General features: G+C 51.0%; 23 protein-coding genes and 1 riboswitch. All 23 genes read left to right on the forward strand.

What is annotated here, in order from left to right:
* Positions 1-75 precede the first annotated feature (75 nt).
* The 23 genes from HII30_RS16695 to HII30_RS16805 all read left to right on the forward strand — a co-directional run bounded on the left by HII30_RS16695 (position 76) and on the right by HII30_RS16805 (position 25,606).
* Positions 76-375, forward strand: a complete 300-nt coding sequence (locus tag HII30_RS16695) for a hypothetical protein (protein ID WP_169506192.1) — start codon at positions 76-78, stop codon at positions 373-375.
* Between the two features lie 131 nt (positions 376-506).
* Complete coding sequence (locus tag HII30_RS16700) at positions 507-2,645, forward strand: DNA topoisomerase III (RefSeq protein WP_169506193.1); 2,139 nt, start codon at positions 507-509, stop codon at positions 2,643-2,645.
* A 147-nt stretch (positions 2,646-2,792) separates the two neighbouring features.
* Positions 2,793-3,584 (forward strand): ABC transporter ATP-binding protein, encoded by a 792-nt coding sequence (locus HII30_RS16705; protein ID WP_169506194.1) that lies wholly within the window; start codon positions 2,793-2,795, stop codon positions 3,582-3,584.
* Positions 3,581-5,224: a hypothetical protein gene (locus HII30_RS16710; RefSeq protein WP_169506195.1), complete on the forward strand. Its 1,644-nt coding sequence runs from the start codon at positions 3,581-3,583 to the stop codon at positions 5,222-5,224. Before HII30_RS16705 ends, HII30_RS16710 begins: the two co-directional genes overlap by 4 nt.
* A 98-nt stretch (positions 5,225-5,322) precedes the next feature.
* On the forward strand, positions 5,323-6,360 hold the full coding sequence (locus tag HII30_RS16715; protein WP_169506196.1) for a Gfo/Idh/MocA family protein: 1,038 nt from the start codon (positions 5,323-5,325) through the stop codon (positions 6,358-6,360).
* A 46-nt stretch (positions 6,361-6,406) separates the two neighbouring features.
* Positions 6,407-6,544, forward strand: a complete 138-nt coding sequence (locus HII30_RS16720; RefSeq protein ID WP_169506197.1) for a hypothetical protein — start codon at positions 6,407-6,409, stop codon at positions 6,542-6,544.
* Between the two features lie 105 nt (positions 6,545-6,649).
* On the forward strand, positions 6,650-6,913 hold the full coding sequence (locus HII30_RS16725) for a DUF1294 domain-containing protein (RefSeq protein ID WP_169506198.1): 264 nt from the start codon (positions 6,650-6,652) through the stop codon (positions 6,911-6,913).
* 98 nt (positions 6,914-7,011) lie between these two features.
* On the forward strand, positions 7,012-7,446 hold the full coding sequence (locus HII30_RS16730; protein ID WP_169506199.1) for a universal stress protein: 435 nt from the start codon (positions 7,012-7,014) through the stop codon (positions 7,444-7,446).
* A 220-nt stretch (positions 7,447-7,666) separates the two neighbouring features.
* Positions 7,667-7,768: riboswitch (purine riboswitch) on the forward strand.
* Between the two features lie 193 nt (positions 7,769-7,961).
* Positions 7,962-8,447: a 5-(carboxyamino)imidazole ribonucleotide mutase gene (gene purE, locus HII30_RS16735; protein ID WP_169506200.1), complete on the forward strand. Its 486-nt coding sequence runs from the start codon at positions 7,962-7,964 to the stop codon at positions 8,445-8,447.
* Positions 8,444-9,640, forward strand: a complete 1,197-nt coding sequence (gene purK, locus HII30_RS16740) for a 5-(carboxyamino)imidazole ribonucleotide synthase (protein ID WP_169506201.1) — start codon at positions 8,444-8,446, stop codon at positions 9,638-9,640. Before purE ends, purK begins: the two co-directional genes overlap by 4 nt.
* On the forward strand, positions 9,637-10,932 hold the full coding sequence (gene purB, locus HII30_RS16745; protein ID WP_169506202.1) for an adenylosuccinate lyase: 1,296 nt from the start codon (positions 9,637-9,639) through the stop codon (positions 10,930-10,932). Before purK ends, purB begins: the two co-directional genes overlap by 4 nt.
* A gap of 47 nt (positions 10,933-10,979) precedes the next feature.
* On the forward strand, positions 10,980-11,879 hold the full coding sequence (locus HII30_RS16750; RefSeq protein ID WP_169506203.1) for a phosphoribosylaminoimidazolesuccinocarboxamide synthase: 900 nt from the start codon (positions 10,980-10,982) through the stop codon (positions 11,877-11,879).
* Positions 11,880-11,913: 34 nt separating this feature from the next.
* Entirely contained in the window at positions 11,914-12,159 is a 246-nt protein-coding gene (purS, locus tag HII30_RS16755; protein ID WP_169506204.1) for a phosphoribosylformylglycinamidine synthase subunit PurS, read from the forward strand.
* A gap of 5 nt (positions 12,160-12,164) precedes the next feature.
* Entirely contained in the window at positions 12,165-12,854 is a 690-nt protein-coding gene (gene purQ / locus HII30_RS16760) for a phosphoribosylformylglycinamidine synthase subunit PurQ (RefSeq protein ID WP_169506205.1), read from the forward strand.
* Positions 12,832-15,075 (forward strand): phosphoribosylformylglycinamidine synthase subunit PurL, encoded by a 2,244-nt coding sequence (purL, locus tag HII30_RS16765; RefSeq protein WP_169506206.1) that lies wholly within the window; start codon positions 12,832-12,834, stop codon positions 15,073-15,075. Before purQ ends, purL begins: the two co-directional genes overlap by 23 nt.
* Positions 15,060-16,538, forward strand: a complete 1,479-nt coding sequence (gene purF, locus HII30_RS16770) for an amidophosphoribosyltransferase (protein ID WP_169506207.1) — start codon at positions 15,060-15,062, stop codon at positions 16,536-16,538. The genes purL and purF overlap by 16 nt, the downstream gene beginning before the upstream one ends.
* Before the next feature lie 289 nt (positions 16,539-16,827).
* The gene (gene purM, locus HII30_RS16775; RefSeq protein WP_169506208.1) at positions 16,828-17,868 is read left to right on the forward strand and encodes a phosphoribosylformylglycinamidine cyclo-ligase; all 1,041 of its coding nucleotides are present in this window, start codon (positions 16,828-16,830) and stop codon (positions 17,866-17,868) included.
* Positions 17,868-18,485 carry a phosphoribosylglycinamide formyltransferase gene (gene purN, locus HII30_RS16780; protein ID WP_169506209.1) on the forward strand — a complete coding sequence of 206 codons (618 nt, stop codon included), beginning with the start codon at positions 17,868-17,870 and terminating at the stop codon, positions 18,483-18,485. Before purM ends, purN begins: the two co-directional genes overlap by 1 nt.
* A gap of 167 nt (positions 18,486-18,652) precedes the next feature.
* The gene (gene purH / locus HII30_RS16785; protein WP_169506210.1) at positions 18,653-20,200 is read left to right on the forward strand and encodes a bifunctional phosphoribosylaminoimidazolecarboxamide formyltransferase/IMP cyclohydrolase; all 1,548 of its coding nucleotides are present in this window, start codon (positions 18,653-18,655) and stop codon (positions 20,198-20,200) included.
* Positions 20,201-20,335: 135 nt separating this feature from the next.
* Positions 20,336-21,604, forward strand: a complete 1,269-nt coding sequence (gene purD, locus HII30_RS16790) for a phosphoribosylamine--glycine ligase (RefSeq protein ID WP_169506211.1) — start codon at positions 20,336-20,338, stop codon at positions 21,602-21,604.
* Positions 21,605-22,032: 428 nt separating this feature from the next.
* Positions 22,033-23,355, forward strand: a complete 1,323-nt coding sequence (locus tag HII30_RS16795; RefSeq protein ID WP_169506212.1) for a sugar ABC transporter substrate-binding protein — start codon at positions 22,033-22,035, stop codon at positions 23,353-23,355.
* A 95-nt stretch (positions 23,356-23,450) separates the two neighbouring features.
* Positions 23,451-24,764, forward strand: a complete 1,314-nt coding sequence (locus HII30_RS16800) for a carbohydrate ABC transporter permease (protein WP_169506213.1) — start codon at positions 23,451-23,453, stop codon at positions 24,762-24,764.
* Positions 24,764-25,606 (forward strand): sugar ABC transporter permease, encoded by an 843-nt coding sequence (locus HII30_RS16805; protein ID WP_169506214.1) that lies wholly within the window; start codon positions 24,764-24,766, stop codon positions 25,604-25,606. The genes HII30_RS16800 and HII30_RS16805 overlap by 1 nt, the downstream gene beginning before the upstream one ends.
* Positions 25,607-25,706 lie beyond the last annotated feature (100 nt).

A 25,706-nucleotide genomic window follows, 5' to 3' on the forward strand; every position in this document is an offset into this window, starting at 1 on the left:
TCCCAGACAATGAAGTTAATGAAGTTATTGACCGACTGTGTATTCGCATGTAATTTATTAGTTCATTCTATATAGATGAGTGAGTCGGATGAGTTGCGTCAGTCGCGTCAGTCGCTAGGAATAAGCTTGAAAATCAAGCTTATTTGTCACATTTTTCCTGCCGCGTATACGTTAAGCCTGAAAAACAATCTTAAACTCGCTGAAAGTCCGGCTGTGGATGAGAATTTGGAGAAAAGTGGAGAAATAAGATTGGAAATCAGGCTTAATGTGACAATGGCCCTGTTTTTTCAAGAAATAAGCTTGAAAACCAAGCTTAATCATGGATGCTGCTTGGGACTGGACTGGACTGGACTGGACTGGACTGGACTGGACTGACTGGACGGGGATAGGCACTGTGGCAGGGGGCAGCTCGTTGAGAAAGTGATCTACGACCAAAATTGGCAGCGACAATACAACGGCAAAAACGGAACGTGGTATAATAAAAGTTATGAGAAAGGGGGAGGGCTATGAAAGCATTGGTGTTGGCAGAAAAGCCGTCGGTAGCAAGAGAGATTGCGCGGGTCATGGGGAGCCGCGAGAAGCACAAAAATTATTTTGAAGGACCTAAATATGTCGTGACCTGGGCGTTAGGCCACCTGGTGGGGCTTGCAGAGCCGGAAGACTATGATCATAAATATCAGACCTGGGCGCTGGAGGATCTGCCGATTCTGCCGGAGCGCATGAACCTGAAGGTGCTTCGTGAAACGAGCCACCAATTCAAGACGGTTCAGCATCTGCTGAAGCGCAAGGACATCGACGAGATGATTGTTGCAACTGATGCAGCACGTGAGGGTGAACTGCTGGCACGCTGGATCCTTCAAATGGCGAAGTGGAACAAATCGTTCAAAAGGCTGTGGATTTCGTCGCAGACGGATAAAGCGATCCGAGAGGGCTTCGCTTCCCTAAAGCCAGGCAGTCAGTTCGACCGGCTGTACGAATCGGCGCGCTGCCGTGCCGAAGCTGACTGGATGGTCGGGCTTAACGTTACACGTGCATTGACGTGCAAGTTTAATGCACAGCTGTCCGCCGGACGTGTTCAGACGCCTTCGCTCGGGATGATTATGGAGCGGGAGAAGGAGATCGTAAACTTCCGTTCACAGGAGTACGATACAATTAGCCTCGATTTTGGCGCCTTTGAAGCGGCATGGCGGGGTTCCGGCGGTGACGGCCGGATCTTTGACCGCAAGCAGGCCGAACTGCTGAAGGAAAAGCTGGACGGACGAACCGGACGCGTGATCACGGTGAAAAAGAGTGAGAAATCCGAACCCCATCCGCTGGCTTACGATTTGACAGAGCTGCAGCGGGATGCCAACCGGCGCTTCGGTTTTTCTGCAAAACAGACGTCCAGCGTGCTGCAGAAGCTATACGAACAGCATAAGCTGGTCACCTATCCGCGGACAGACAGCCGTTACTTGACCAGCGATATGGTATCTACTTTAAAAGAGCGGCTGGAGAGCGTAGCGATTGGACCGTATGCCGCACTGGCCCGTCCGCTGCTGCGCAAAAATCTGCAGCCTGGCAAACGGATCATCGATGACAGCAAGGTGAGTGACCACCATGCGATCATTCCAACCGAGGAGACTGTGCTGCTGAACAAGCTGAGCACAGAGGAACGCAAGCTGTACGACCTGATCGTACGGCGGTTTATCAGCCTGTTCTACCCGCCGGCTAGATATGATGCTGTATCTGTAACGGTTCAGATCGAGGGAGAACAGCTGTACGCCAAGGGAACGACCGTGAAAGACAGCGGCTGGCGTGAAGTATACGGCGGCGATTATGATGATGAGAGCGACGAGGACAATCAGGACGCGGGCAGTCCCGGGCCTTCCGGGAAGCTGCTGCCGCCGCTAACCGAAGGCGAGCAGGTCACCGTTCGCCGCTGTATCGTCAAGCCGGGCCGCACCCAGCCTCCGAAGCGTTACACGGAAGCTGCGCTGCTGACCCAGATGGAGAAGCATGGTCTCGGTACACCGGCGACACGCGCCGATATTATCGAGAAGCTGGTCAGCTCTGATACGATTGAGCGGCAGGGCTCCTCGCTGCACCCGACAGGGAAGGGAAAACAGCTGATCGAGCTGGTTGCCTCCTCACTTCGGACGCCGGAACTTACAGCACGCTGGGAAGCTGATCTGGAGCGGATTGCCAAGGGACAAGGCAAGCCTGAGCCCTTCATCCGCGGAATCCGGGAGATGACAAAGGAACTGGTGGCCGGCGTCAAGGGCAGTGAGGCGGAGTACAAGCCGCACAATGTCTCGAACAGCCACTGCCCGGACTGCAATACTCGGCTGCTGGAGAAGAAGACCAAGCGCGGCAAGCTCTTGGTATGCCCGAGCGATGACTGCGGATACAAGCGTTCCGGCGAGAAGCGATTGTCCAACCGCCGCTGTCCGCAGTGCCACAAGAAGATGGAGATGAAAGAAGGCAAGGCCGGACTCTTCGTCCAGTGTCTGGGCTGCGGCATTACGGAGACACTGAACAAGGACAGCAAGCATATCAACAAGCGCGAAGAACGAAAGCTGGTTCAGCAGTACGCAGGCAAGCAGGAATCCGTCGGCAACAACCTCGGTGAGCTGCTGAAAGCAGCCATGGAGAAAAACAAAAACTGAGTTTGGATGCCTGCAGTATGAACTTCATATGAGATGACGTTAAAACCACTGGTGAGGGTATCAACCTGTCGCCGGTGGTTTTTATTGGCTGTTCATGACATCTCAATTGTGGGATAATTAGGAAATTGTTGAAAGGAGGAAGCTTATATGAATCAAGCAGAACCTGTTATATCCATTACAGATTTAAGAATGAGATACGGAGATCGGTTTGTGCTGAACGGGATTGATCTTCAGGTCCATCCTGGACAGATCATTGGATATATCGGTCCCAACGGGGCCGGAAAGAGCACGACGGTGAAAATTATGCTGGGACTTGTGGAGGGTTACAGCGGCGATGTGCACATTTTTGGGCAGAACATTGCGGAGGCCGGGCCTGAGTACAAACGAAGAATCGGTTATGTGCCCGAGGTGGCAGAACTCTACGATACGCTGACAGCCCTCGAGTATTTGAGCTTTGTGGGTCAGCTGTACGGAATGAATGCCGGGGATGCAGAGTTTAGGAGTTTACATCTAGCTGAAATTCTTGGGATCAAAGATGCATTTAACAGCCGGATATCATCGTTTTCCAAAGGAATGAGGCAGAAGGTGATGCTGATCTCCAGCTTGCTGCATAACCCGGATATTTTATTTCTGGATGAGCCGCTCAGCGGTCTTGACGCCAACAGTGTCATGGTTGTGAAGGAGATTCTGGAGCTGCTGTCCAGCCAGGGGAAGACGATTTTTTATTCCTCTCATATTATGGACGTGGTCGAGAAAATCAGCAGCCGCATTATTCTGCTTCATGATGGGCGTATCGCCGCAGACGGCAGCTTTGACGAACTGAAAGAAAAAAGCCTGGAAAGCAGTCTGGAAAATATATTCACACAGCTGACAGGCTTTGATCAGCATCGGGAGCTGGCGGAACGGTTTGTTGCTGTGGTGAACGAGGTGGGTGAATGAAGGAATTCCGTACGTTAAAGCTGCTGGACCGGTTTCGGACTCCGCTGGAAAAGATGGGGATTCAGTATCCTCAGCTGAGGCTGATTCTGCAGATCAAGCTGACGATGGACGGGCGCAGGCCTCCCACCATCGCGGCTCACAAGAAAGATTCCGACAATCTTTTTATATCTTCCTTATGGCTGTATGGATTGGTTGGATTAGTGTTAATTCCGTTCGTGCTGATGGAAGGCAATGACTTATTCAAAATGAGTATTGTATTCTCCGTTATTTTCTTTATGGTGTCAACCTCACTGATTTCCGACTTCTCCGCTGTGCTGCTGGATATCCGGGATAAATCGCTGCTGCTGTCCAGGCCGGTCCATGCACGTACGATGAACATGGCCAAAGTCATACATATTCTTGTGTATATGACGCTGGTTACGGCTGCGCTTACGCTGCCTTCTCTGCTGGCCTCACTTTTTAAGCAGGGTCCCGCTTTCTTTTTGATTTATTTGGTGGAGATCATATGGCTGGACTTTTTAGTGATCACCCTGACGGCCCTGCTCTATTTTTTGATTCTTCGATTTTTTAATGGAGAGACCCTGAAGGATATGATTAATTACGTGCAGATTGGACTGACTGTTGTCATTACCGTGGGTTATCAGCTGGTGTTTCGTTTATTTAGTTTCTCATCGCTGTCCCTGAGTTTTGAACCTGCGTGGTGGCAGTATCTGCTGCCTCCCGTCTGGTTTGCCGGACCTTATGAAATGCTGCTGAACAGGCAGGTTACCGGTCATTATCTGGCTTTTACACTGCTTGCCTTGATTGTTCCGATCGTGTCTCTTGTGATATATATTCGGCTGATGCCTCTCTTTGAGCATCATCTTCAGAAACTTGCCGAACAGGGAGAAGCCGGAAAGCGGCGGCTTGTTACTCTGCAGAATATCATCGGAAGATGGATTTGCGGGAACAAGGATGAAGCGGTTTTCTTTCATTTTGCTTCAGTCATGATGTCCAGAGAACGGGAGTTTAAGCTGAAAGTATATCCATCTCTCGGCTTATCGCTCATTATTCCGTTTATATTCATCCTTACGAGCCTGAGTACCGGCAATAGCTTAGCAGAGATCTCGTCAGGCCGAAGTTACTTATTTATTTATTTCTGCGGGGCGATGATTCCGACGGTCGTTATGATGCTGAAATACTCAGGCAACTATAAAGGCTCCTGGATATTCCAGGCGATTCCGCTGAAAGATATGAATGACATCTATAAAGGAACGCTGAAGGCTTTTTTATCCAGATTGTTCATCCCCTTATATCTGTTTGAAGCTGTTGTGTTTGTTTCTGTATTTGGAACTCGCATTATTCCTGATCTCATCGCAGTGCTTCTTAGTTTGTTCCTGTACACGTACATCTCCTACAAACTCCTGGGCAGGAATATGCCGTTTGCAGAGCCGTTTCAAAAGGTTCAGGGAGGGGGAACGACAGCCAAACTGTTCGGGATGATGGTTGTTCTGGGCCTGTTTGCCGGTATCCACGTTATCGCATCCAGAATGGATTATGGTACCTACTTGTTTATAGTTATATTATTTGCTCTTAACTATCTTGTCTGGAGGCGCGGTTTCGCCGGTCGGGTCGAGCAGACTTTGAATAGTGGATTGTAGATGAAGCGTATAAATCAAAAATATAGTAACTTAACTTTCCAAATGTTAGGATATAATGGAATAATTATGATTTCGAGTGTACAAAGGAGGAGAAAAATATGAGTGATAACCAGAAGAATATTCAATGGGGTATTATGGGTACGGGCTGGATTGCCGAAAAGTTTGCAGGAGATTTAAAGTACGCAGATAACGGGGAATTGGCAGCCTGCGGATCCAGAACGGAAGAGAGTGCTGCAAAGTTTGGCGAGCGGTTCAGCATCCCGCGTACTTACGGCTCTTATGAGGAGCTGGTTCAGGCCCCAGATCTGGATGCGATCTATGTGGCGACTCCTCATCCAGTGCATAAAGACAATGTACTGCAGGCACTTCGGGCCGGAAAAGCCGTGCTGTGCGAGAAGCCCTTTACGGTGAACAGCGGCGAGCTGTCTGAACTGATTGACTATGCCAGAGCACATAAGCTCTTCTTAATGGAAGGCATGTGGACACGGTTCCTGCCGGCTATCGTCCAGGTTCGTAAATGGGTCAGTGAAGGACGGATTGGCGAGGTTCTTATGGTCAAAGCTGAATTCGGTTTCAAAGCAGAACTGGACCCGGAACACCGATTGTTCAACAAGGAACTTGGAGGGGGGGCACTGCTGGATGCCGGCATTTATCCCGTATCGTTTGCATCGATGCTGCTGGGTTCAGATCCAAAAAACATCTACAGCACGGTCCATTACTGCGAAACGGGTGTTGATGACCAGTTTTCCGTACTGCTTGAGTATGAAGACGGCAAGTCGGCATCCTTGAGCGGCGCAACGCGCCTCAACCTGACGGACGAAGCCGTCATCTATGGTACACACGGGCGGATTCATGTTCCGGGATTCTTATATGCCCATGAAGCGGTTCTTCATGAAGCAGATAAGGATCCGGAGCACTTCAGACATGAGCGGGAGTTCAGCGGCTATGTTTATGAAGCAGAAGAAGTAGGCCGCTGCCTGGCCGAAGGCCGGACAGAGAGCAGTGTCATTCCTCTGGAGGAATCGCTGAATATCATGAAGCTGATGGACACCATCCGCGGACAATGGGGACTGAAATATCCATTTGAAGATGACTCCCAGCCGCAGCAAGCTTTGGCAGAAAACAATCAGGCATAACCTTGCCTGAAATGGCTCACGCTAGTAACACAGGAGGTGAAGGGCCATGCCGTTCCACAAGCCGAGAAAAAGTGAAAACCAGCAGAACAAATCCAGTATTCTGGAGGAGAGCAAGACGCTGAAACCTCAGAAGGCCCAGCATGTGGTTCCAAGCCTGAACGAGATTCCGAAGCAGGAATCCTAGTAAAGTATCGCAGCTAAAGCATATCTTAGGATGCCCCCTGAATTGTGTTCCATTCCTGCCGGTTTTATAATAAAGCCAGGGAGAATGCATAAGGGGGCTTTTTGAGTGAGAACAGCACTGGGGTCATGGTTCGTGTTTATTAATCTGGTAGCATATCTGGTTATGTCGGAGGACAAGCGCCGTGCGCGTATGGGCAGGGACCGGATCCCGGAAAAAACACTGTTCCTGCTGGCTGCTGCAGGGGGAGCCTTGGGTGTCTGGGGAGCGATGTACCGCAAGCGGCATAAGACCAGACACTTGTCTTTTACGCTCGGCGTGCCGTTACTGGTGTTCGTGAATGCTGTTTTATATACATATTTGTGGAAGTGATCTGTTAAGCACAGCGCAGGTGCAGGTTCGTTTCATCTTGTTGAGATCACGGGTAATGGAGAACGACTCTCTTTAACCCAGGAAATGAGGTGGTACCTGTGCTTTTCAAAAATATCTTGCTTGCTTATGATGGATCCGAGGTCTCGGTCAAGGCACTGGGGCGGGCCGTTGAACTGGCCAGAGTTACACCGGAAGCGTCTCTTGATATTGTGCATGTATATGAATATCCGCGTTTTTTTGTGGGGGAAGGCATTGCGCCGATTCCAGCTTCGGTCAACAAGGAAATTTTCGACCTGGCAGAACAGACCACGAATGAACTTAAGGAACGGATGGCGGAGGCCGGAGTCGAAGGAAATGTGCATATGATTCAGGGCTCCCCGGCGGACGTCATTCTGGAATATACGGTGCAGCATGATGTGGATTTGATCGTCATCGGCAGCCGCGGACTGAACGGAATCCGTGAGTTTGTACTGGGAAGCGTCAGTCATAATGTTGTGCAGCATGCGGGTGTGCCGGTGCTGGTCATTAAGTGAAGAACAGGATAACGACAAGGACTAGAGGGATGCCGGAGGGCATTCCTTTTTTTTGAATGGTTCGTAAATATAAGGTTTTACAAAAAACGAACATTAAATTTTACAATTATCTAAACGTTCGTGTTTAGGTTGACATCCAGTGTTAGAGATTGTTAAACTGATCATATAAAAGATGAATTTATAACGTAAATGATTTAGAGTATGATTTATAGCATGAAGTGATTAAATAATTTATATGTCTCGTATAACGCCGGGAATACGGCCCGGAAGTCTCTACCCGAAAACCGTAAATTTTCGGACTACGAGGGAATACGGCGGACCGGCAGTCAGCTGCCGCCAGAACAGCCTGCCGCTTTGCCGGCAGCCGCTGTGTGGACGCGTCCTGTGCCTTTTATGATGTTGTCATAGAGAGGGTCCGGTATTCCCTTTAGTCCGGGTACCCCTGCGAAATTGCATGGCGGGAACCTGGTTTTTTTTATAATATAGTTGTTAATCTTGGGGAAAGCGGGTGTAGCATGTCGGTACAAGCAGCAGTCATTATGGGCAGTCAATCGGATTGGGAAACCATGTCTCATGCATGTGAGGTGCTGGATGATCTGGGCATAACATATGAGAAAAAGGTGGTGTCCGCTCACCGGACGCCGGATCTGATGTTCAAGTATGCGGAAGAAGCGGAAGGACGCGGGATTCGCGTCATTATCGCCGGTGCAGGCGGTGCGGCTCATTTGCCAGGAATGGTGGCAGCCAAGACGGTGCTTCCGGTGATCGGCGTTCCGGTTCAATCGAAGGCATTGAATGGGCTGGACTCGCTGTTGTCTATCGTCCAGATGCCGGGCGGCGTGCCGGTGGCAACCGTGGCTATTGGCCGCGCAGGTGCGGTCAACGCTGGACTGCTTGCAGCCCAGATTCTGGGGGCTGGTGATGCGTCGATCCGTGCAAGAGTGCAGGAACGCCGTGACCGCACCCGGGACGAGGTGCTGAAAGGCAGTGACAGTCTATGAGTGACGTCAAGGAACGCAGTGGAAACCATGCCGCTCACAATCATGTGCTTCCGCCGGGCTCGGTCATTGGCGTACTAGGCGGCGGCCAGCTCGGCCGGATGATGGCATTGGATGGTATTGCGATGGGCTATCGCTTCATCACGCTTGATCCGACCCCTGATTCACCGCTGGGACAGCTCGCACCCCAGATTACCGCATCCTATGACGATGTGCAGGCAGCGAAAGAGCTGTCATCCCGGGCGGATGTGATCACGTACGAATTCGAGAACGTGGATGCCGGTGTGGCCTCGCTCCTGGAGGAGCAGTCCTACGTACCGCAGGGAAGCACGCTGCTGTACACGACACAGAACCGGCTTCGTGAGAAAGCAGCCATCGAAGCAGCCGGCGTACCTGTTGCGCCTTACCGGGAGATTAAGAGTCTGGCTGAACTTGAGGCTGCGGCTTCAGAGCTGGGGCTTCCTTGTGTGCTGAAGACAGCGACCGGTGGCTATGACGGCAAAGGACAGGCTGTGCTCAGAGAAGGCGGTCAGCTGGAAGAAGCTTATAACAGGCTGTCTTCAGGCGGTACGCAGCTGGTGCTGGAGAAATTCATTGCATTCAGCAGTGAAATTTCGGTCATTGCGGCACGGACGCCGGCAGGAGAGGTTAGAAGCTTTCCACCCGCGGAGAATGTGCATGTGGATAATATTTTGCATGTTTCGGTTGTGCCGGCCCGCATTCCAAGCGAGATTCAGCGCAGAGCCTGTCAGCTGGCGGAGCAGGTGGCCGAAGGTTTAGGAGCTGCCGGACTGCTCGCTGTTGAGATGTTCTTGACAGAACAAGGTGAGCTGTACGTCAACGAAGTGGCTCCCAGACCGCATAACTCCGGTCATTATACGATGGAGGCATGTGTGACTTCCCAGTTTGAGCAGCATATTCGTGCGATCTGCGGACTGCCTTTGGGGGATACTACACTGCTAAGTCCTGTGGTCATGGTTAACATTCTGGGACAGCATCTGGAAGAGGCCGTAAACCGTGTGACACAGAGAGATGAATTAGCGGATTCGCTCGGCATTGTGCCGAAGCTTCACTTATATGGAAAGAGCGAAAGCAAGCACGGCCGCAAAATGGGTCATATCAACCTGCTCTGCGGTGATGTGGAAGATGCTTTGAAGTGGATAGAGCAGACTAATATTTGGAGGCTTAATCAATGATTGAACGTTACAGCAGACCGGAAATGCGGGCCGTATGGACCGAGGAAAACAAGTTCAGAGCGTGGCTGGAAGTAGAATTGTGCGCATGTGAGGCGTGGGCCGAGCTGGGCGTGATCCCGAAAGAGGACACCGTGGCGCTGCGTGAGAATGCTTCATTTGATATTGATCGGATTTATGAAATCGAGCAGGAAACCCGTCATGATGTGATCGCTTTTACACGCGCCGTATCAGAAAGCCTGGGCAGTGAGCGCAAATGGGTGCATTACGGGCTGACTTCCACAGACGTGGTGGATACAGCGAACGGCTATCTGCTGGTGCAGGCGAATGAAATTCTGGAGCAGGATCTGCTTCGGTTTATCGGAATTTTGCGTGAGAAGGCACTGGAATACAAGCACACCCCGATGATGGGCCGCACGCACGGCGTTCATGCTGAACCGACTACGTTCGGTCTCAAAATGGCTCTGTGGCACGAAGAGATGGTCCGCAACCTGGAGCGTTTCCGCCATGCAGCAGACAATGTACAGTTTGGCAAAATTTCCGGTGCTGTCGGCACGTATGCGAACATTGATCCATTCGTCGAAGAGTTCGTCTGCCGGAAGCTGGGCACCAAGCCTGCGCCGATCTCGACCCAGACGCTGCAGCGTGACCGTCACGCTGAATATATGGCGACCCTCGCACTGATTGCGACATCGCTGGACAAGTTCGCCACCGAAGTGCGTGCCCTGCAGAAGAGTGAGGTTCGCGAGGTGGAAGAAGCATTTGCTAAAGGTCAAAAAGGATCCTCGGCGATGCCGCACAAGCGGAACCCGATCGGCTCCGAGAATATCTCGGGTCTTGCCCGCGTGATTCGCGGACATATGGTTTCTGCATACGAGAACGTGCCGCTCTGGCATGAGCGCGATATTTCCCACTCCTCCGTGGAGCGGATCATTCTGCCGGATGCGACGATGCTGCTGAACTATATGCTGAACCGCTTCGGCAATATTGTGAAGAACCTGACCGTATTCCCTGAGAATATGAAGCGCAACATGGCGCGGACCTTCGGTGTTCCGTTCTCCGGGCGTGTTATGACGAAGCTGATCGACAAGGGCTTCAGCCGCGAGCAGGCGTACGATACCGTACAGCCGAGAGCGATGCAGGCATGGGAAGAACAGCGCCAGTTCCGCGAAATCGTGGAAAGTACACCGGAAATTACAGAAGTGCTCAGTGGTGAAGAGATTGAGGATGCCTTTAATCCAAGCTGGCATCTGAAGCATGTGGATACGATTTTTGACAAGCTGGGCTTGAAATAGAACAAAGGCCGCTGTCTTACGCGGCCCCCTCAAAGGGAGTGGAGAATATGGTGTCTCGCGCGCTGTCCACAGCTGTGGACCTGATTGATGCGCCGCTGCTGTACAAAGGCAAGGTAAGGGAGCTTTACGATCTGGGGGAACATTTGCTGATTGTGGTCACAGACCGCATCTCGGCATTTGATTATGTGCTTGATCCGCCGGTGCCTGCCAAGGGAACCGTGCTGAATCAGCTCAGCAGCTACTGGTTTGATCTCACCAAGGGTCTGATCGATAACCATGTGGTCCATACCGATGTACGGGAACTGGGTGCTGTCGCCAAGGATCCGGAAGCGCTGGACGGACGGGTTATGGTATCGAGGCGTGCGGAACGCATCGATATCGAGTGCGTGGTCCGCGGTTACATTACAGGCGGAGGCTGGCGTCAGTACCAGACCACCGGTGAGGTGAACGGCATCAAGCTGCCGGCGGGGATGCGCAAGAATGAGGCGTTTCCGAAGCCGATCTTTACACCGGCTGCCAAGAACGATGTGGGGCATGATGAAGATATCTCCATGGATACCATGAAGGAGATGGTCGGCGACGAGCTGGCATTGGAGCTTCAGGAGAAAAGTCTGATGCTGTACAGCTTTGCCCGTGATTACTGCGCCGAGCGCGACATTATTTTGGCAGACTGCAAGTTTGAGTTCGGCCTGCTGGACGGCAAGGTCATTCTGATTGACGAAATCTTCACGCCCGATTCCTCAAGATTCTGGGATCAGAGCAAATACGAGCTGGACATCGAGATTGACAGCATGGATAAAGAGCCGGTCCGCAGCTACTTGGCAGGAACCGACTGGGACAAGAACAGCAAGCCTGAACCGCTGCCGGAGCATGTGGTGGATGAAACCACGCGCCGGTATACCGATATTTACCGCCGGATTACGGCATCCGAACTTAATCATTCCTAATTCATATACGATACCGAGGAGGAACAAAGAAGACATGTTGAAAGCAAAGGTATATGTCACCATTAAGCAGAGCGTTTTGGATCCACAGGGTGTTGCGGTACAAGGCGCACTTCATTCCATGGGTTTTCAGGAAGTGGAAAGCCTTCGGATCGGCAAGTATATGGAAGTTGAGCTGAACACGGATGACCGTCAAGAGGCGGAAGATCGTCTGAAAGTAATGTGCGAGAAGCTGCTTGCGAATACGGTGGTTGAAGATTACCGCTATGAACTGGAGGGCTAACAACCATGAGATTTGCAGTACTCGTATTTCCCGGTTCCAATTGTGATATTGACTGCTACAAGGCGGTAGAACAAACCGTAGGCGAGCCTGTGGATTATGTCTGGCATACCGCAACGGATCTGTCCCCTTATGATGCGATCCTGGTGCCTGGGGGATTCTCCTATGGTGATTACCTGCGCTGTGGTGCTATCTCCCGGTTTGCCCCGGTGATGAATGAAGTAGCAAAAGCCGCAGAGCAGGGCAAGTTTATCCTTGGCATCTGCAACGGATTTCAAATCTTGACGGAAGCGGGCCTGCTCCCGGGAGCCCTGCGCCGCAATGAATCGATGAAATTCCGCTGTCATGACAGTGTACTGAAGGTTGTTAATAACGACACACCATTCACCCGTCACTATGAGGAAGGACAAGAGATTGTCATTCCGATTGCGCACGGGGAAGGTAACTATTATTGTGACGAAGAAACACTGCAGAAGCTGCGTGACAACAAGCAGATCGTGTTCACATACAGCGGCAATCCGAATGGATCGGTTGGCGATATCGCAGGGATCTGCAATGAGCGCGGTAACGTGCTTGGCATGATGCCGCATCCGGAACGCGCAGTGAACAGCCTGCTTGGCTCCGAAGACGGAAAGGCAATGTTTACATCCATCATTCAGACCTGGAGGGATACGCATGGCGCAGCAAGTGTCCGCTAAAGAACCTACCGCAGCACAGATTGCGGAACATCGTTTATATGAGCAGATGGGCGTATCGGACAGCGAGTATGATCTGATCTGTTCGTTCATGGGACGCAAACCCAATTACACAGAAATCGGCGTATTCAGCGTCATGTGGTCCGAGCATTGTGCTTACAAGAACTCGAAGCCGCTGCTTCGCCGTTTCCCGACCAGCGGTCCGCGGGTCCTCATGGGACCTGGTGAGGGCGCTGGGATTGTAGATATCGGTGACAATCAGGCCGTAGTATTCAAAATCGAAAGTCATAACCATCCATCCGCTGTAGAGCCTTTCCAGGGCGCAGCTACGGGTGTAGGCGGCATTATCCGCGATATTTTTTCCATGGGTGCAAGACCGGTAGCGATTCTGAACTCCCTGCGTTTTGGCAGGCTGGAAAGTGACCGTGTGAAATACTTGTTCGAGCATGTTGTCTCCGGTATCGCGGGTTACGGCAACTGTATCGGTATTCCAACCGTCGGCGGCGAAGTGGTGTTCGATGAGAGCTATGAGGGTAATCCGCTCGTCAATGCGATGTGCGTCGGTATTATCGATCATGACAAAATCCAGCGCGGTGTCGCCAAAGGTGTGGGCAATCCGGTGTTCTACGTAGGGCCTCCTACCGGACGTGACGGTATTCACGGCGCGACCTTCGCGTCGGTGGAACTGACCGAAGAATCGGAAGCGAACCGTACGGCTGTTCAAGTCGGCGATCCGTTTATGGAGAAGCTGGTCATGGAGTCCTGTCTGGAACTGATCAACTCCGGCATCGTGCTGGGTATCCAGGATATGGGCGCGGCAGGTCTCACATGCTCCAGTGCGGAGATGGCGAGTAAAGCAGGCAACGGCCTGGAGCTGTATCTTGATCAGGTGCCGCAGCGCGAGGAAGGCATGACGGCATACGAGATGATGCTGTCCGAATCGCAGGAACGGATGCTGTTTGTTGTGGAGCCGAAGCATGAAGAGCAGGCACGTGAAATTTTTGAACGCTGGGGCGTCATTTGTGCGAAGGTGGGCAAGGTGACTGACGACGGACGACTCAAGCTGCTGCATCATGGCGAAGTGGTCGGCGATATGCCGGTCCATGCGCTGGTAGATGAGTGTCCGGTGTACAACAAACCGTCTGCCGAGCCGGCATATTTTGCAGAGCAGGCTGCAGTGGATACGACCCGTTATGAAGAAGTTAAAGATCTGGGCGGAGCGCTGAAGCAAATTATGGGCTCACCGAGTCTAGCAAGCAAAGCCTGGGTTTACGATCAGTACGATTACATGGTCCGTACCAGCACAGCGGTGCGCCCTGGTTCTGATGCAGCCGTCGTTACCGTTGACGGTACACGCAAAGCCCTGGCGATGACCACAGACTGCAACGGCCGGTATGTATATCTGGATCCGGAAACTGGCGGCAAGATCGCTGTCAGTGAAGCAGCGCGAAACATTGTCTGCTCCGGTGCAGAGCCGCTGGCCATTACAGATAACCTGAATTTCGGTAGTCCGGAGAAGCCGGAAATCTTCTGGCAGATGGAACGCGCGGTGGACGGTATGGCAGAAGCCTGCCGGGTACTGAACGCTCCGGTCATCGGCGGTAATGTAAGTTTATATAACGAGAATGCCAAAGGCGCCATTTTCCCGACCCCTGTCGTCGGTATGGTCGGCCTGATTCATGACATTGATCATATTACAACACAAGGCTTCAAAGCCGAAGGCGATCACGTATACCTGCTGGGTGAAACCTTCGCCGAGCTGGGCGGAAGCGAGTTCCAGTCTGTGATGCATGGCGTGTCTGAAGGCCGCCCTCCTGTGCTTGATCTGAATACCGAGAAGAAACTGCTCAGCGGTGTACTGACAGCCATTCAATCCGGCTTTGTACGCTCTGCGCATGATGTATCGGAAGGCGGAGTTGCCGCAGCGCTGGCCGAAAGTTGTATCAGCGGCGGTGTTGGTGCAGTCGTTCAGCTGGATACAGAGCTGAGAAATGATGTGGCGCTGTTTAGTGAAAGCCAGTCTCGGATCGTATTGTCGGTCTCTCCAGAGCATACATCCAATCTGGAGCAGCTTCTGAAAGAGGCGGGTGTTCCATTTGCAGCCATCGGCCGCGTAGGCGGCAGTGAGCTGAACATCCGCATTAACGGTGCTTCCGCAGTGCAGGAGCCAGTGGAGGTTTTGAAAGCCGTCTGGGAGGATGCTATTCCATGCCGCATGAAGTAATACCGCAAGGATTATGGACAGGCGATTATTATAACGAGGGTACAGGAAAAAGCGATATCTTTGACAAACTGAAAGAAGAGTGCGGGGTGTTCGGCGTATTTGGACATTCCGATGCGTCTTCACTCTCCTATTATGGACTGCATGCCCTGCAGCACCGGGGAGAAGAGAGTGCGGGCATCTGTGTTTCAGACGGCGAGGAATTCCGTTATCACCGGGGCATGGGACTGGTCAAGGAAGTGTTTGACCGGGACATGCTGGAATCGTTGTCCGGCGACATGTCCATCGGCCATGTTCGCTACTCCACCAGTGGTGACAGCAAGATTACGAATGCCCAGCCGCTGGTGTTCAAGTATCGCGAAGGCAATCTGGCCATTGCGACGAACGGCAACATCGTCAACGAACCCAAGCTTCGCCATGAACTGGAGAATGCCGGCTCGATCTTCCAAACGACCAGTGATACCGAGGTCATCGCGCATTTGATTGCACGGTCGCCGAAAGATTTTGTTGAAGCAGCCAAGGAAGCGCTCAGCCGTCTTGTAGGCGGGTATGCCTTTCTGCTGATGACGAATGACAAGCTGCTGGTAGCGTCTGATCCGAATGGCCTTCGGCCGCTGACGATGGGACGTCTGGGTGACGGCTATGTATTTGCTTCCGAGACCTGTGCCATGGAAGTGATCGGTGCGGAACCTGTGCGCGATATTGCGCCTGGTGAACTGCTGATCCTGGACAAGGACGGCCTGCATGAAGACCGGTATACCGAGCCGGGCCGCAAGGCACTGTGCGCGATGGAGTACATTTATTTCTCCCGTCCGGACAGTGATATGAACGGCTCCAATCTTCACTCCGCCCGCAAACGGATGGGCAGCAAGATGGCGTTGGAATCCTTTGTGGATGCCGATGTCGTCACAGGCGTCCCGGACTCCAGTATTTCTGCAGCGATCGGTTATGCCGAGCAGACGGGCATTCCTTATGAGCTGGGCCTTATCAAGAATAAGTATACTGGCCGAACGTTTATTCAGCCGAGTCAGGAGCTGCGCGAGCAGGGTGTGAAAATGAAGCTCAGTGCGGTGCGGCGTGTTGTGGAAGGCAAGCGTGTCGTAATGATTGACGATTCGATCGTACGTGGAACGACGTCTCGGAGGATCGTGAATCTGCTGCGCGAAGCCGGAGCGACCGAGGTGCATGTTCGTATCACCTCACCACCGTTCAAGAATCCTTGCTTTTACGGCATTGACACGCCGGACCGACGGGAGCTCATCGCTTCCTCCAGAAGCGTCGATGAAATCTGCCGGGAGATCAATGCGGACAGCTTGTCCTTCTTGACCCCGGACGGTTTGATCGCTGCGATTGGGGGCTATGACGAGAGCAGCCCGAACGGCGGTCTGTGTCTGGCCTGCTTCGACAATGATTATCCGACCCAAATTGATTTTGGCGGCGAAGAAAAAATGGGCTGCAGCTGTTAGATGATCATAGCAGTGCCATCAGGTGCTCCCGATGTGGGGGCACCTGAGGCATGCTGCTTATCTGGCGAGCTAATATAGATTAATGAGTTTACAGAATGAACTAAAAACAAAACCCTTCTATAGCGGAGGTGACAAGTGATTCTGGAGAAGCGCCAGCGGTCGTAAGAACACTTGCCATCGCAGCCATGCAGAACGGTAACTTTTTACTTCAGTCTATATTAATTAATGTACTGAGACTTTCAAGGCATGAAACATATCAACCATCATTCTCTAAAGGAGTGTATCGCGCGTGTCTGATACTTACAAAAACGCCGGTGTGGATATTGCGGCAGGCAATGAAGCCGTCGAGCGTATGAAGAAACATGTCAAAACCACATTCAGGCCTGAAGTGATGACGGATCTGGGCGGTTTTGGCGCACTGTTCCAATTGAATAAGGGCAACTATGAAGAGCCGGTTCTCGTCTCGGGTACCGATGGCGTCGGCACAAAGCTGAAGCTCGCATTTGCGATGGACCGTCATGACACCATCGGAATCGATGCTGTAGCGATGTGCGTAAACGATGTCGTGGTACAGGGTGCGGAGCCGCTCTTTTTTCTGGACTATCTAGCATGCGACAAGGTCATTCCGTCTAAAATCGAGTCGATCGTCAAAGGGATCGCGGATGGCTGTAACCAGGCTGGCTGCTCGCTGATCGGCGGAGAAACGGCGGAAATGCCGGGTATGTACAGTGAAGGCGAATATGATATTGCCGGTTTCACTGTAGGAATCGTTGATAAGAGCAAAATGATCAGCGGCCAGCATATTGCAGCAGGTGACACGGTGATCGGCCTTGCATCCAGCGGCGTGCACAGCAACGGCTTCTCCCTGGTTCGTAAGCTGCTGCTGGAGCAGTCCGGTTACACATTGGAACAGGAACTGCCAGAGCTCGGCGGTCGTCTGGGTGATGTGCTGCTGACCCCGACCAAAATTTATGTCAAACCGCTGCTGAAGCTGTTGAAAGAGATTCAAGTCAAAGGTATGGCACACATTACGGGCGGCGGATTCATCGAGAACATTCCTCGGATGCTGCCGGAAGGTGTGAATGTCGAAATCGACTACGGCTCCTGGCCGATTCTCCCGGTGTTCAAGCTGATGCAGGAACAGGGCAGCATTTCGAACAAGGACATGTTCACTACGTTTAACATGGGGATCGGCATGGTTGTCATCGTATCGGAACAAGATGCGGCACAGGCACTGGATCTGCTGAAAGGAAACGGTGAAGAAGCGTATGTGATCGGACGCGTTACTTCAGGAGAGCGTGTGGTGACCTTTACGGGGGCGGAAGTGTAATGGCGGCTTACCGGATTGCCGTGTTTGCTTCCGGCACCGGAAGCAACTTTCAGGCACTGGTGGATGCCCAGCGGCGCGGGGCGCTTCATGGCGGTGAAATTACGCTGCTCGTATCCGACAAGCCCATGGCGCCTGTTGTGCAGCGTGCCCGGGATGCCGGCATTGACGTTTTTCTGTTCCAGCCAAAAGATTACAGCAGCAGGGAAGATTATGAGCAGGAGATTTTGACAGAGCTGGAACGGCGTGAGGTCGATCTGATCGTGCTGGCTGGCTACATGCGGCTGCTGACTTCGGTGCTGGTTGAGCCTTACAGCGGGCGGATGATCAACATTCATCCTTCGCTGCTGCCTGCTTTTGTAGGGAAGGACGCGGTTGGACAAGCGCTGCAATACGGTGTGAAAACTACCGGCGTTACGGTGCACTACGTCGATGGCGGCATGGACACAGGACCAGTCATTGCCCAGCGGGCGCTGGATATCCTGCCTGAGGATGATCAGGAGTCTTTGACGAAAAGGATTCACAGTGTAGAACAACAGCTGTATCCTGAAGTCGTATCCTGGTTCGCACAGGGCCAGGTAAGACTGAACGGCCGTCATGTGAGCCTAAAACGAACGTGATGCGACAGAATAACTGATCCAGCCTATCAGCAGACAAAACTTGTAACGTGGCGGGTCTGTTCGATATTTCTCGGGAAATACTCTTTCATATCCGGGGTATCGACAGCATCACCTCAAAAAGGATAGCGTGTGAGTTGAACTTTTCAACAAATAGGGAGGAATCTTACGTGAGTATCAAAAGAGCACTGGTCAGCGTTTCAGATAAAACAGGAATCGTGGAGTTTTGCCGCGAATTGGCTTCACTCGGCGTCGAAATTATCTCCACAGGCGGGACAAAGTCTCTGCTGGCAAAAGAGGGCGTGCCGGTCATCGGCATTTCAGACGTTACCGGATTTCCCGAAATTCTCGACGGACGCGTAAAAACGCTGCATCCCGCCGTACACAGCGGTTTGCTGGCGGTACGTGACAGCAGCGAGCATCAGCGCCAGATGCAGGAGCTGGGTCTGGACTACATCGATCTGGTTGTGGTCAATCTGTACCCGTTCCAGGAAACGATTGCGAAACCGGATGTCGAATATGAGGATGCGATCGAGAATATCGACATTGGCGGTCCGACCATGCTGCGCTCTGCGGCGAAAAACCATGCGTTTGTCAGCGTCGTGGTGGATAGCGGAGACTATGCGGCTGTGCTGGAAGAAGTTCGTGCCAGCGGCGATACGACACTGGATACCCGTAAACGCCTGGCTGCAAAAGTGTTCCGTCATACCGGTGCATACGACACGCTCATTTCCGAGTATTTGTCGAATGTGACAGGTGACCCGCAGCCGGAGCGTTTAAGCGTCACTTTTGAGAAAATCCAGGATCTTCGTTATGGCGAAAACCCGCATCAGAAGGCAGCATTTTACCGCAAGCCGCTGGCTCCGTCGGGTACGTTAACTACGGCAGAGCAGCTGCACGGCAAGGAGCTTTCCTACAATAACATCAATGATGCCAATGCGGCACTGCAGATCGTCAAGGAATTTGACGAGCCGGCTGTCGTGGCGGTCAAGCATATGAACCCATGCGGTGTAGGTGTAGGCACGACTGTAAAAGAAGCCTATCAGAAGGCTTACGATGCGGATCCAACCTCGATCTTCGGAGGCATCGTTGCGGCAAACCGTACCATTGATGCAGATACCGCCGAGCTGCTGAAGGGAATTTTCCTGGAGATCATTCTGGCACCAGACTTCACACCAGAAGCGCTGGAGCTGCTGACCAAGAAGAAAAATATCCGTCTGCTCAAAATGGGTGAGTTCGGATCTGCGAAGGAACGCAAATCGACCCTGAATGTAACGTCCATCGAGGGCGGCATGATTGTACAGGAGAGCGACGTGCATTCCCTGGATTCCGCCGATCTTCAGGTGGTAACGGATCGCAAGCCTACCGAGGAAGAGCTGAAGCAGCTGTTGTTCGGCTGGAAAGTCGTTAAGCATGTGAAATCCAATGCGATCGTGCTGGCTGCAGATGATATGACCGTCGGTGTGGGTGCCGGCCAGATGAATCGTGTCGGATCTGCGCGGATTGCGATCGAACAGGCAGGAGAGAAAGCATCAGGCGCGGTACTGGCTTCAGATGCGTTCTTCCCGATGGGAGATACGGTAGAGCTGGCAGCAAAAGCTGGTATCACAGCGATCATTCAACCTGGCGGATCGATTAAGGACGAAGAGTCGATCAAAGCGGCGAACGAGCATGGCATTGCTATGGTATTCACCGGTGTCAGACATTTCAAGCACTAAACAAGGAATGAAGGAACCGCATTCCGGAAGCGGGGCGGGAAACTGCGCTTCCGGCGATGGGGTTCTTTTGCTGTATAAAACATTTATGCTATAAAAGATGATACGGGTTATAACCATGACAATGGAGGGTGAATTATGGATATTTTAGTGATCGGCGGAGGCGGACGTGAGCATGCCATCGTGTGGGCGCTGGCGCAGAGCCCGAATGCAGGAACGATCTACTGTGCACCGGGAAATGCCGGTATTGCCCAGGTTGCAGAGTGTGTACCGATTGCTGTGGGTGAATTTGAGCAATTAAAAGATTTTGCTGTGGAAAAAAAGGTGGGCCTGGTCGTTGTCGGACCGGACGATCCACTCGCGGATGGGATTGTCGACGTGCTGGAAGAGGCTGGACTGGCGGTATTCGGACCGCGCAAGAATGCAGCCGAGATTGAAGGCAGCAAAACCTTTATGAAGGATCTGCTGCATAAATACCAGATTCCGACTGCGGCGTACGAAAAATTCGACAACTTTGAACAGGCACTGGCTTATCTTCAGAGCCAAAAAGCTCCGATTGTCATCAAAGCGGACGGCCTGGCGGCTGGTAAAGGTGTAACCGTAGCCCGCACGATGGACGAGGCGGAGCAGGCGCTGCGTGACATTATGGAATCGAAGGTATTTGGGGATGCCGGCAGCCGTGTCGTGATTGAGGAGTTTCTGGAAGGACAGGAGATGTCCATTCTGGCTTTTGTCGATGGTGAGACTGTGAAGCCGATGTCGGCAGCTCAGGACCACAAGCCGGCCTTTGACGGGGATCTTGGACCGAATACGGGCGGAATGGGTACATATTCCCCGCTGCCGCATATTCCGGAATCCATTATCGAAGATGCGGTAGAAAATATCATCAAGCCGACAGCGAAAGCTATGGTGTCTGAAGGACGCCCGTTCCGAGGTGTGCTGTTCGCAGGTTTAATGATTACGCCTGAAGGTCAGGTTAAAACGATCGAGTTTAATGCACGTTTTGGCGATCCTGAAACGCAAGTGGTGCTTCCTCGGCTGAAAACCGACCTGCTCGAGGTCTTTTTGGCAGCGGTTAACGGTAACCTGGCGGATCTTACTCTGGAATGGCGTACAGAAGCTGCTGTATGCGTGATTTTGGCTTCCGGCGGTTACCCGGCATCTTATCCGAAAGGCCTGCCGATTTCGGGTCTGGACAGCACGGATGATACGTCGATCGTATTTCATGCCGGAACCTCCACGAATGAAGAGGGAGCATGTGTTACAAACGGCGGACGAGTCCTTGGTGTCGTGGGTCTGGGTGAAGATATCACATCTGCCCGCCAGAACGCTTATAAACGCGCGGAGAGCATTACATTTGAAGGCAAGCATTACCGTACGGACATTGCAGCCAAAGCTTTAAAATAAAGCGCAGCAACGATGTTTAAATTTTCTCCCGATTAAGGTATAAATGAAGGACCTGCTGCATAGCAGGTCTTTTTTTTAATTCACGCGCAAACGTTTGTGCAATAATGAGCCATTTTTAGCATTATTCTTGCATGAAAGCTGGCAGTAAGCATATATTTTATTTAAAAAAATGTGATATCTTTCGAAAAAGAGAGAAATCAGCCGTTATATGAAGATAATTTAAAGTTAGATGGCAAAATCACTATGTGCAAACGTTTTTACAATACCTGACGTCTGTTGTATGATGTTTTCAGTGAATGAAGCGCTTTCTCATCAAAGATGGCCCAGTTTAATTTCATCTCTACATAAAATAATAGTGAGTATGAAATTTTTCTGAAATCGTTTGCGCAGATTTCAAAGAACGATATATCGAGAGGGGTTATCTTGGAATGAAGATGAAAAAAGTTCTGACACTTGCTGCTGCGTTTACGATGGCATTCTCCATTACAGCATGTGGAGGCGGAGGTAATACTGCATCACCTGAAACACCTGCACCGGCACCTGCACCGGCAGAAACGGCGAAAACCGATCCGCCTCCTGCAGATGCACCTGAGTTCGCACCGGAAGAAGGCGCAAAGCTGGTAGTCTGGGAGAGTAAAGATGAAAGAGCTTATACTGACGAAGTAATTAAAGCGTTTACTGAAAAATATGGTGTAGAAGTAACTTTGGAAGAGATGGCACCTACTGATCAGCTGACCAAGCTTTCACAGGATGGACCATCCGGTCTCGCAGCAGACGTAGTCATTTTCCCTCATGATCAGCTGGGCAGAGCTGCATCTTCAAATCTTGTGGCGCCTAACGATGTGTTTGAGGTAGAAACAATACAAGCGAATACAGAGTCTGCGATCCAGGGCGTAACATATAACGATACATTATACGGGTATCCTCGCGCGGCTGAAACCTATCTGATGTACTACAACAAAGAATTGATCCAAGAGGCTCCTAAAAGCTTTGAAGAAGTTATTGAATTCAGCGAAGGATTCACAGACAATGCTAAAAATAAATACGGCGTTATGTGGGAAACAGGGAACCTGTACTTCACGTACCCGTTCCTGGCTTCGAATGGCGGTTATATCTTCGGAAATAACGGTACAGATGTAAAGGACATCGGTCTTAATAATGAAGGTGCAGTAAAGAGCATGGAGGTTTACCAAAGCCTGAACAAGGTGCTGCCTGTTAAAGCAGGTGACATCACTCCAGACATCAAGAGATCCCTCTTTACCGCAGGAGATCTGGCGATTGATATTAACGGTCCTTGGGAGCTGAGCGCTTACAAAGAAGCACTCGGCGACAACCTGGGTGTGGCTCCAATTCCAACGATTGCCGGGCAGCCTGCTGTATCCCTTGCCGGGATCAAAGCTTGGTATGTCAATGCCTATACTGATTATCCTAAAGCAGCCCGTCTGTTTGCAAACTTCGCAACAAATGAAGAAAATCAGCTGAAACTCAGCAGTCTGGTTGGCTCAGTTCCGACAAACAAAGCTGCTCAAGAATCTGATCAAATTAAAAATGATCCTTATGTGTCTGCATTCACCGAGCAGTTTAACAGCTCTGTTCCAATGCCATCTGTTCCTCAGATGAACAACGTCTGGTCTCCGGTAGGCGCGGCTCTGACTGAAATTTGGGATAACAATAAGGATATCAAAGCTTCCTTGGACAACGCTGTGAAACAGCTTCAGGAACTGAACAGCGGAACAGGGGAAGCAAAATAAAAAAAGAATAGTAAAAATGTTTGTGAAAAAGATGTTCACCCGCCGTAAGCCGGCGGGTGATTCCTCGATTATACGGAGAGGAGAATGGATGGAGCATGCGTCAACATCGAACAACAGCAGCCGTATTGTCTGCAATATGTATGGGATTCGGTCAGTTGTATAATCGCCAATGGATTAAGGGAATCATCTTAAGCTTAATTGGAATCGCAGGCTTGTATTTTTTCATTACAAGTATTGGAGGTTACCTCTGGGGAATTATCACGCTTGGAGAAAAAGGCAATCATTTTGAAATGGTTGACGGAATGAACAAGCTTGTACGAGGCGATCACTCAATTGAACTGATGATTGAAGGGCTGATCGTACTGCTCTTGCTTGCTCTTTATCTGATTGCATATTATGCAAATATTAAAAATGCATACAACGCGGGAAAGCAAAGGGATTTGGGCCAAAAGCCTAATACGTTCATGAAAACCCTTAACTATATTTTTGAAGTCAAATTTGCGCAATCCTTTCTAACTCTCCCGGCGATTGGGATTCTATTCTTTACGATTATGCCAATTATCTTCATGGTCATGCTGGCCTTTACTAATTATTCCGCACCGAACAATACACCTCCTGCCAATCTTGTGGATTGGGTTGGTTTTGAAACATTCACCAGCCTGGTTGCTCTAAAATCGTGGAGCCATACGTTTTATGGCGTACTGATATGGACCCTTATCTGGGCTGTACTGGCTACAGTTACCACATATTTCGGCGGTATGATGGTAGCGCTTCTTATTCAGCAAAAAGGCATTCGCTTTAAAGGCGTATGGCGCGTTATTCTCATTATCCCGTATGCAATTCCTCAGCTGATCTCTCTGCTGGTCATGCGCAACCTGTTTAACGGCCAGTTCGGTCCGATCAACCAATATTTTAAATATTTTGGACTTGATGGTCTTCCTTGGCTGACGGATCCATTCTGGGCGAAGGTAACGGTAATTGTCGTTAATATGTGGGTCGGTATCCCGGTATCAATGCTCCTAATTATCAGTGTATTAACAACCATCCCGAAAGACCTTTACGAAGCAGCGGAGGTTGATGGTGCTACAGGGTACCGGAAATTCAAAATCATTACCCTGCCGATGATCCTGTTCTCGACAGCTCCGGTGCTGATTGCACAGTTTGCCGGAAACATTAATAACTTTAACGCGATTTTCCTGCTGACCAATGGTAATCCAGTGGTCGGAGACTATCAATATGCTGGAGCCACAGACCTGCTCGTTACCTGGCTCTATAAGCTGACACTGGATCAAGAGCGATATAATATGGCCTCTGCTGTCGGCATCATCATTTTCCTGATTATCGCGAGCTTCTCCATTTACAACTACCGCAGATCGAGATCGTTTAAAGAGGAGGACATGATTCAATAATGGGAATCAAGCTGAAGAACACTATTCGTCTGACGCTCAGTTACATTCTTCTCGTTATCATTGCTATCTGCTGTATTTATCCAGCTGCTTGGGTAATTCTTTCATCTTTACGTCCAGGTAAGTCCTTGTACAGTAAGACGTTCATTCCGGAAACCTTTACAATATCACATTATCAGGAACTGTTTACGTCTAAAACATTTATGTTTACGACCTGGTATGGCAACACATTGAAAATTGCTGTCATATCCATGCTGATTGGTACCCTGCTGGTACTGCTGACCAGCTACTCGGTCTCCCGTTTCCGGTTTAAAGGACGCAAGAATGCATTGTCCACCATTCTCGTGCTGGGAATGTTCCCGGGATTTATGAGCATGATTGCGATTTACATTCTGCTGAACTCCCTTGAGCTGCTGAATACGCATATGGCATTGATTATAGTGTATGCGGCAGGTGCCCCCCTCGGAGGTACATTGATTATGAAGGGATTTCTGGATACCATCCCTCGGAGTCTGGATGAGGCGGCCAAGATTGACGGGGCAACGAATTTTGCGATTTTCCGCAAAATCATTCTTCCGCTCTCCAAGCCGATGATCACCTACATGGCACTGACGCTGTTTGTCGGTCCCTGGGTTGATTTTATCTTCGCCCGTCTGGTGCTTCGGACACCGGAGAATTGGACACTGGCTGTTGGCCTGTGGGATTTAGTCAACTCTCAGCAGAATAGTAACTTTACGCTTTTTGCGGCAGCGTCCGTACTCATCGCACTGCCGATTACGATTTTGTTCGTATTCCTGCAGCGTCTGCTGGTAGACGGCATGACGGCAGGAGCAAGCAAAGGCTAAGTCTTATATATCAATAATTCTACCAAGAGAAATGACATCAAGAGACACAGGCTGAATCATGCTGTGTCTCTTTGTTCTAACAGAAGAAAACTGGGGGTAC

Origin of the sequence: Paenibacillus lemnae (genome assembly GCF_012933385.1) — a bacterium.
Taxonomy (GTDB): Bacteria; Bacillota; Bacilli; order Paenibacillales; family Paenibacillaceae; genus Paenibacillus_AQ; species Paenibacillus_AQ lemnae.

Excerpts from the sequence above, each read along its gene's own strand:
- HII30_RS16695 (WP_169506192.1), top strand. The coding sequence starts at position 76 with ATGAGTGAGTCGGATGAGTTGCGTCAGTCGCGTCAGTCGCTAGGAATA.
- HII30_RS16700 (WP_169506193.1), top strand. The coding sequence starts at position 507 with ATGAAAGCATTGGTGTTGGCAGAAAAGCCGTCGGTAGCAAGAGAGATT.
- HII30_RS16705 (WP_169506194.1), top strand. The coding sequence starts at position 2,793 with ATGAATCAAGCAGAACCTGTTATATCCATTACAGATTTAAGAATGAGA.
- HII30_RS16710 (WP_169506195.1), top strand. The coding sequence starts at position 3,581 with ATGAAGGAATTCCGTACGTTAAAGCTGCTGGACCGGTTTCGGACTCCG.
- HII30_RS16715 (WP_169506196.1), top strand. The coding sequence starts at position 5,323 with ATGAGTGATAACCAGAAGAATATTCAATGGGGTATTATGGGTACGGGC.
- HII30_RS16720 (WP_169506197.1), top strand. The coding sequence starts at position 6,407 with ATGCCGTTCCACAAGCCGAGAAAAAGTGAAAACCAGCAGAACAAATCC.
- purE (WP_169506200.1), top strand. The coding sequence starts at position 7,962 with ATGTCGGTACAAGCAGCAGTCATTATGGGCAGTCAATCGGATTGGGAA.
- purK (WP_169506201.1), top strand. The coding sequence starts at position 8,444 with ATGAGTGACGTCAAGGAACGCAGTGGAAACCATGCCGCTCACAATCAT.
- purB (WP_169506202.1), top strand. The coding sequence starts at position 9,637 with ATGATTGAACGTTACAGCAGACCGGAAATGCGGGCCGTATGGACCGAG.
- HII30_RS16750 (WP_169506203.1), top strand. The coding sequence starts at position 10,980 with ATGGTGTCTCGCGCGCTGTCCACAGCTGTGGACCTGATTGATGCGCCG.
- purS (WP_169506204.1), top strand. The coding sequence starts at position 11,914 with ATGTTGAAAGCAAAGGTATATGTCACCATTAAGCAGAGCGTTTTGGAT.
- purQ (WP_169506205.1), top strand. The coding sequence starts at position 12,165 with ATGAGATTTGCAGTACTCGTATTTCCCGGTTCCAATTGTGATATTGAC.
- purL (WP_169506206.1), top strand. The coding sequence starts at position 12,832 with ATGGCGCAGCAAGTGTCCGCTAAAGAACCTACCGCAGCACAGATTGCG.
- purF (WP_169506207.1), top strand. The coding sequence starts at position 15,060 with ATGCCGCATGAAGTAATACCGCAAGGATTATGGACAGGCGATTATTAT.
- purN (WP_169506209.1), top strand. The coding sequence starts at position 17,868 with ATGGCGGCTTACCGGATTGCCGTGTTTGCTTCCGGCACCGGAAGCAAC.
- purD (WP_169506211.1), top strand. The coding sequence starts at position 20,336 with ATGGATATTTTAGTGATCGGCGGAGGCGGACGTGAGCATGCCATCGTG.
- HII30_RS16795 (WP_169506212.1), top strand. The coding sequence starts at position 22,033 with ATGAAGATGAAAAAAGTTCTGACACTTGCTGCTGCGTTTACGATGGCA.
- HII30_RS16800 (WP_169506213.1), top strand. The coding sequence starts at position 23,451 with ATGCGTCAACATCGAACAACAGCAGCCGTATTGTCTGCAATATGTATG.
- HII30_RS16805 (WP_169506214.1), top strand. The coding sequence starts at position 24,764 with ATGGGAATCAAGCTGAAGAACACTATTCGTCTGACGCTCAGTTACATT.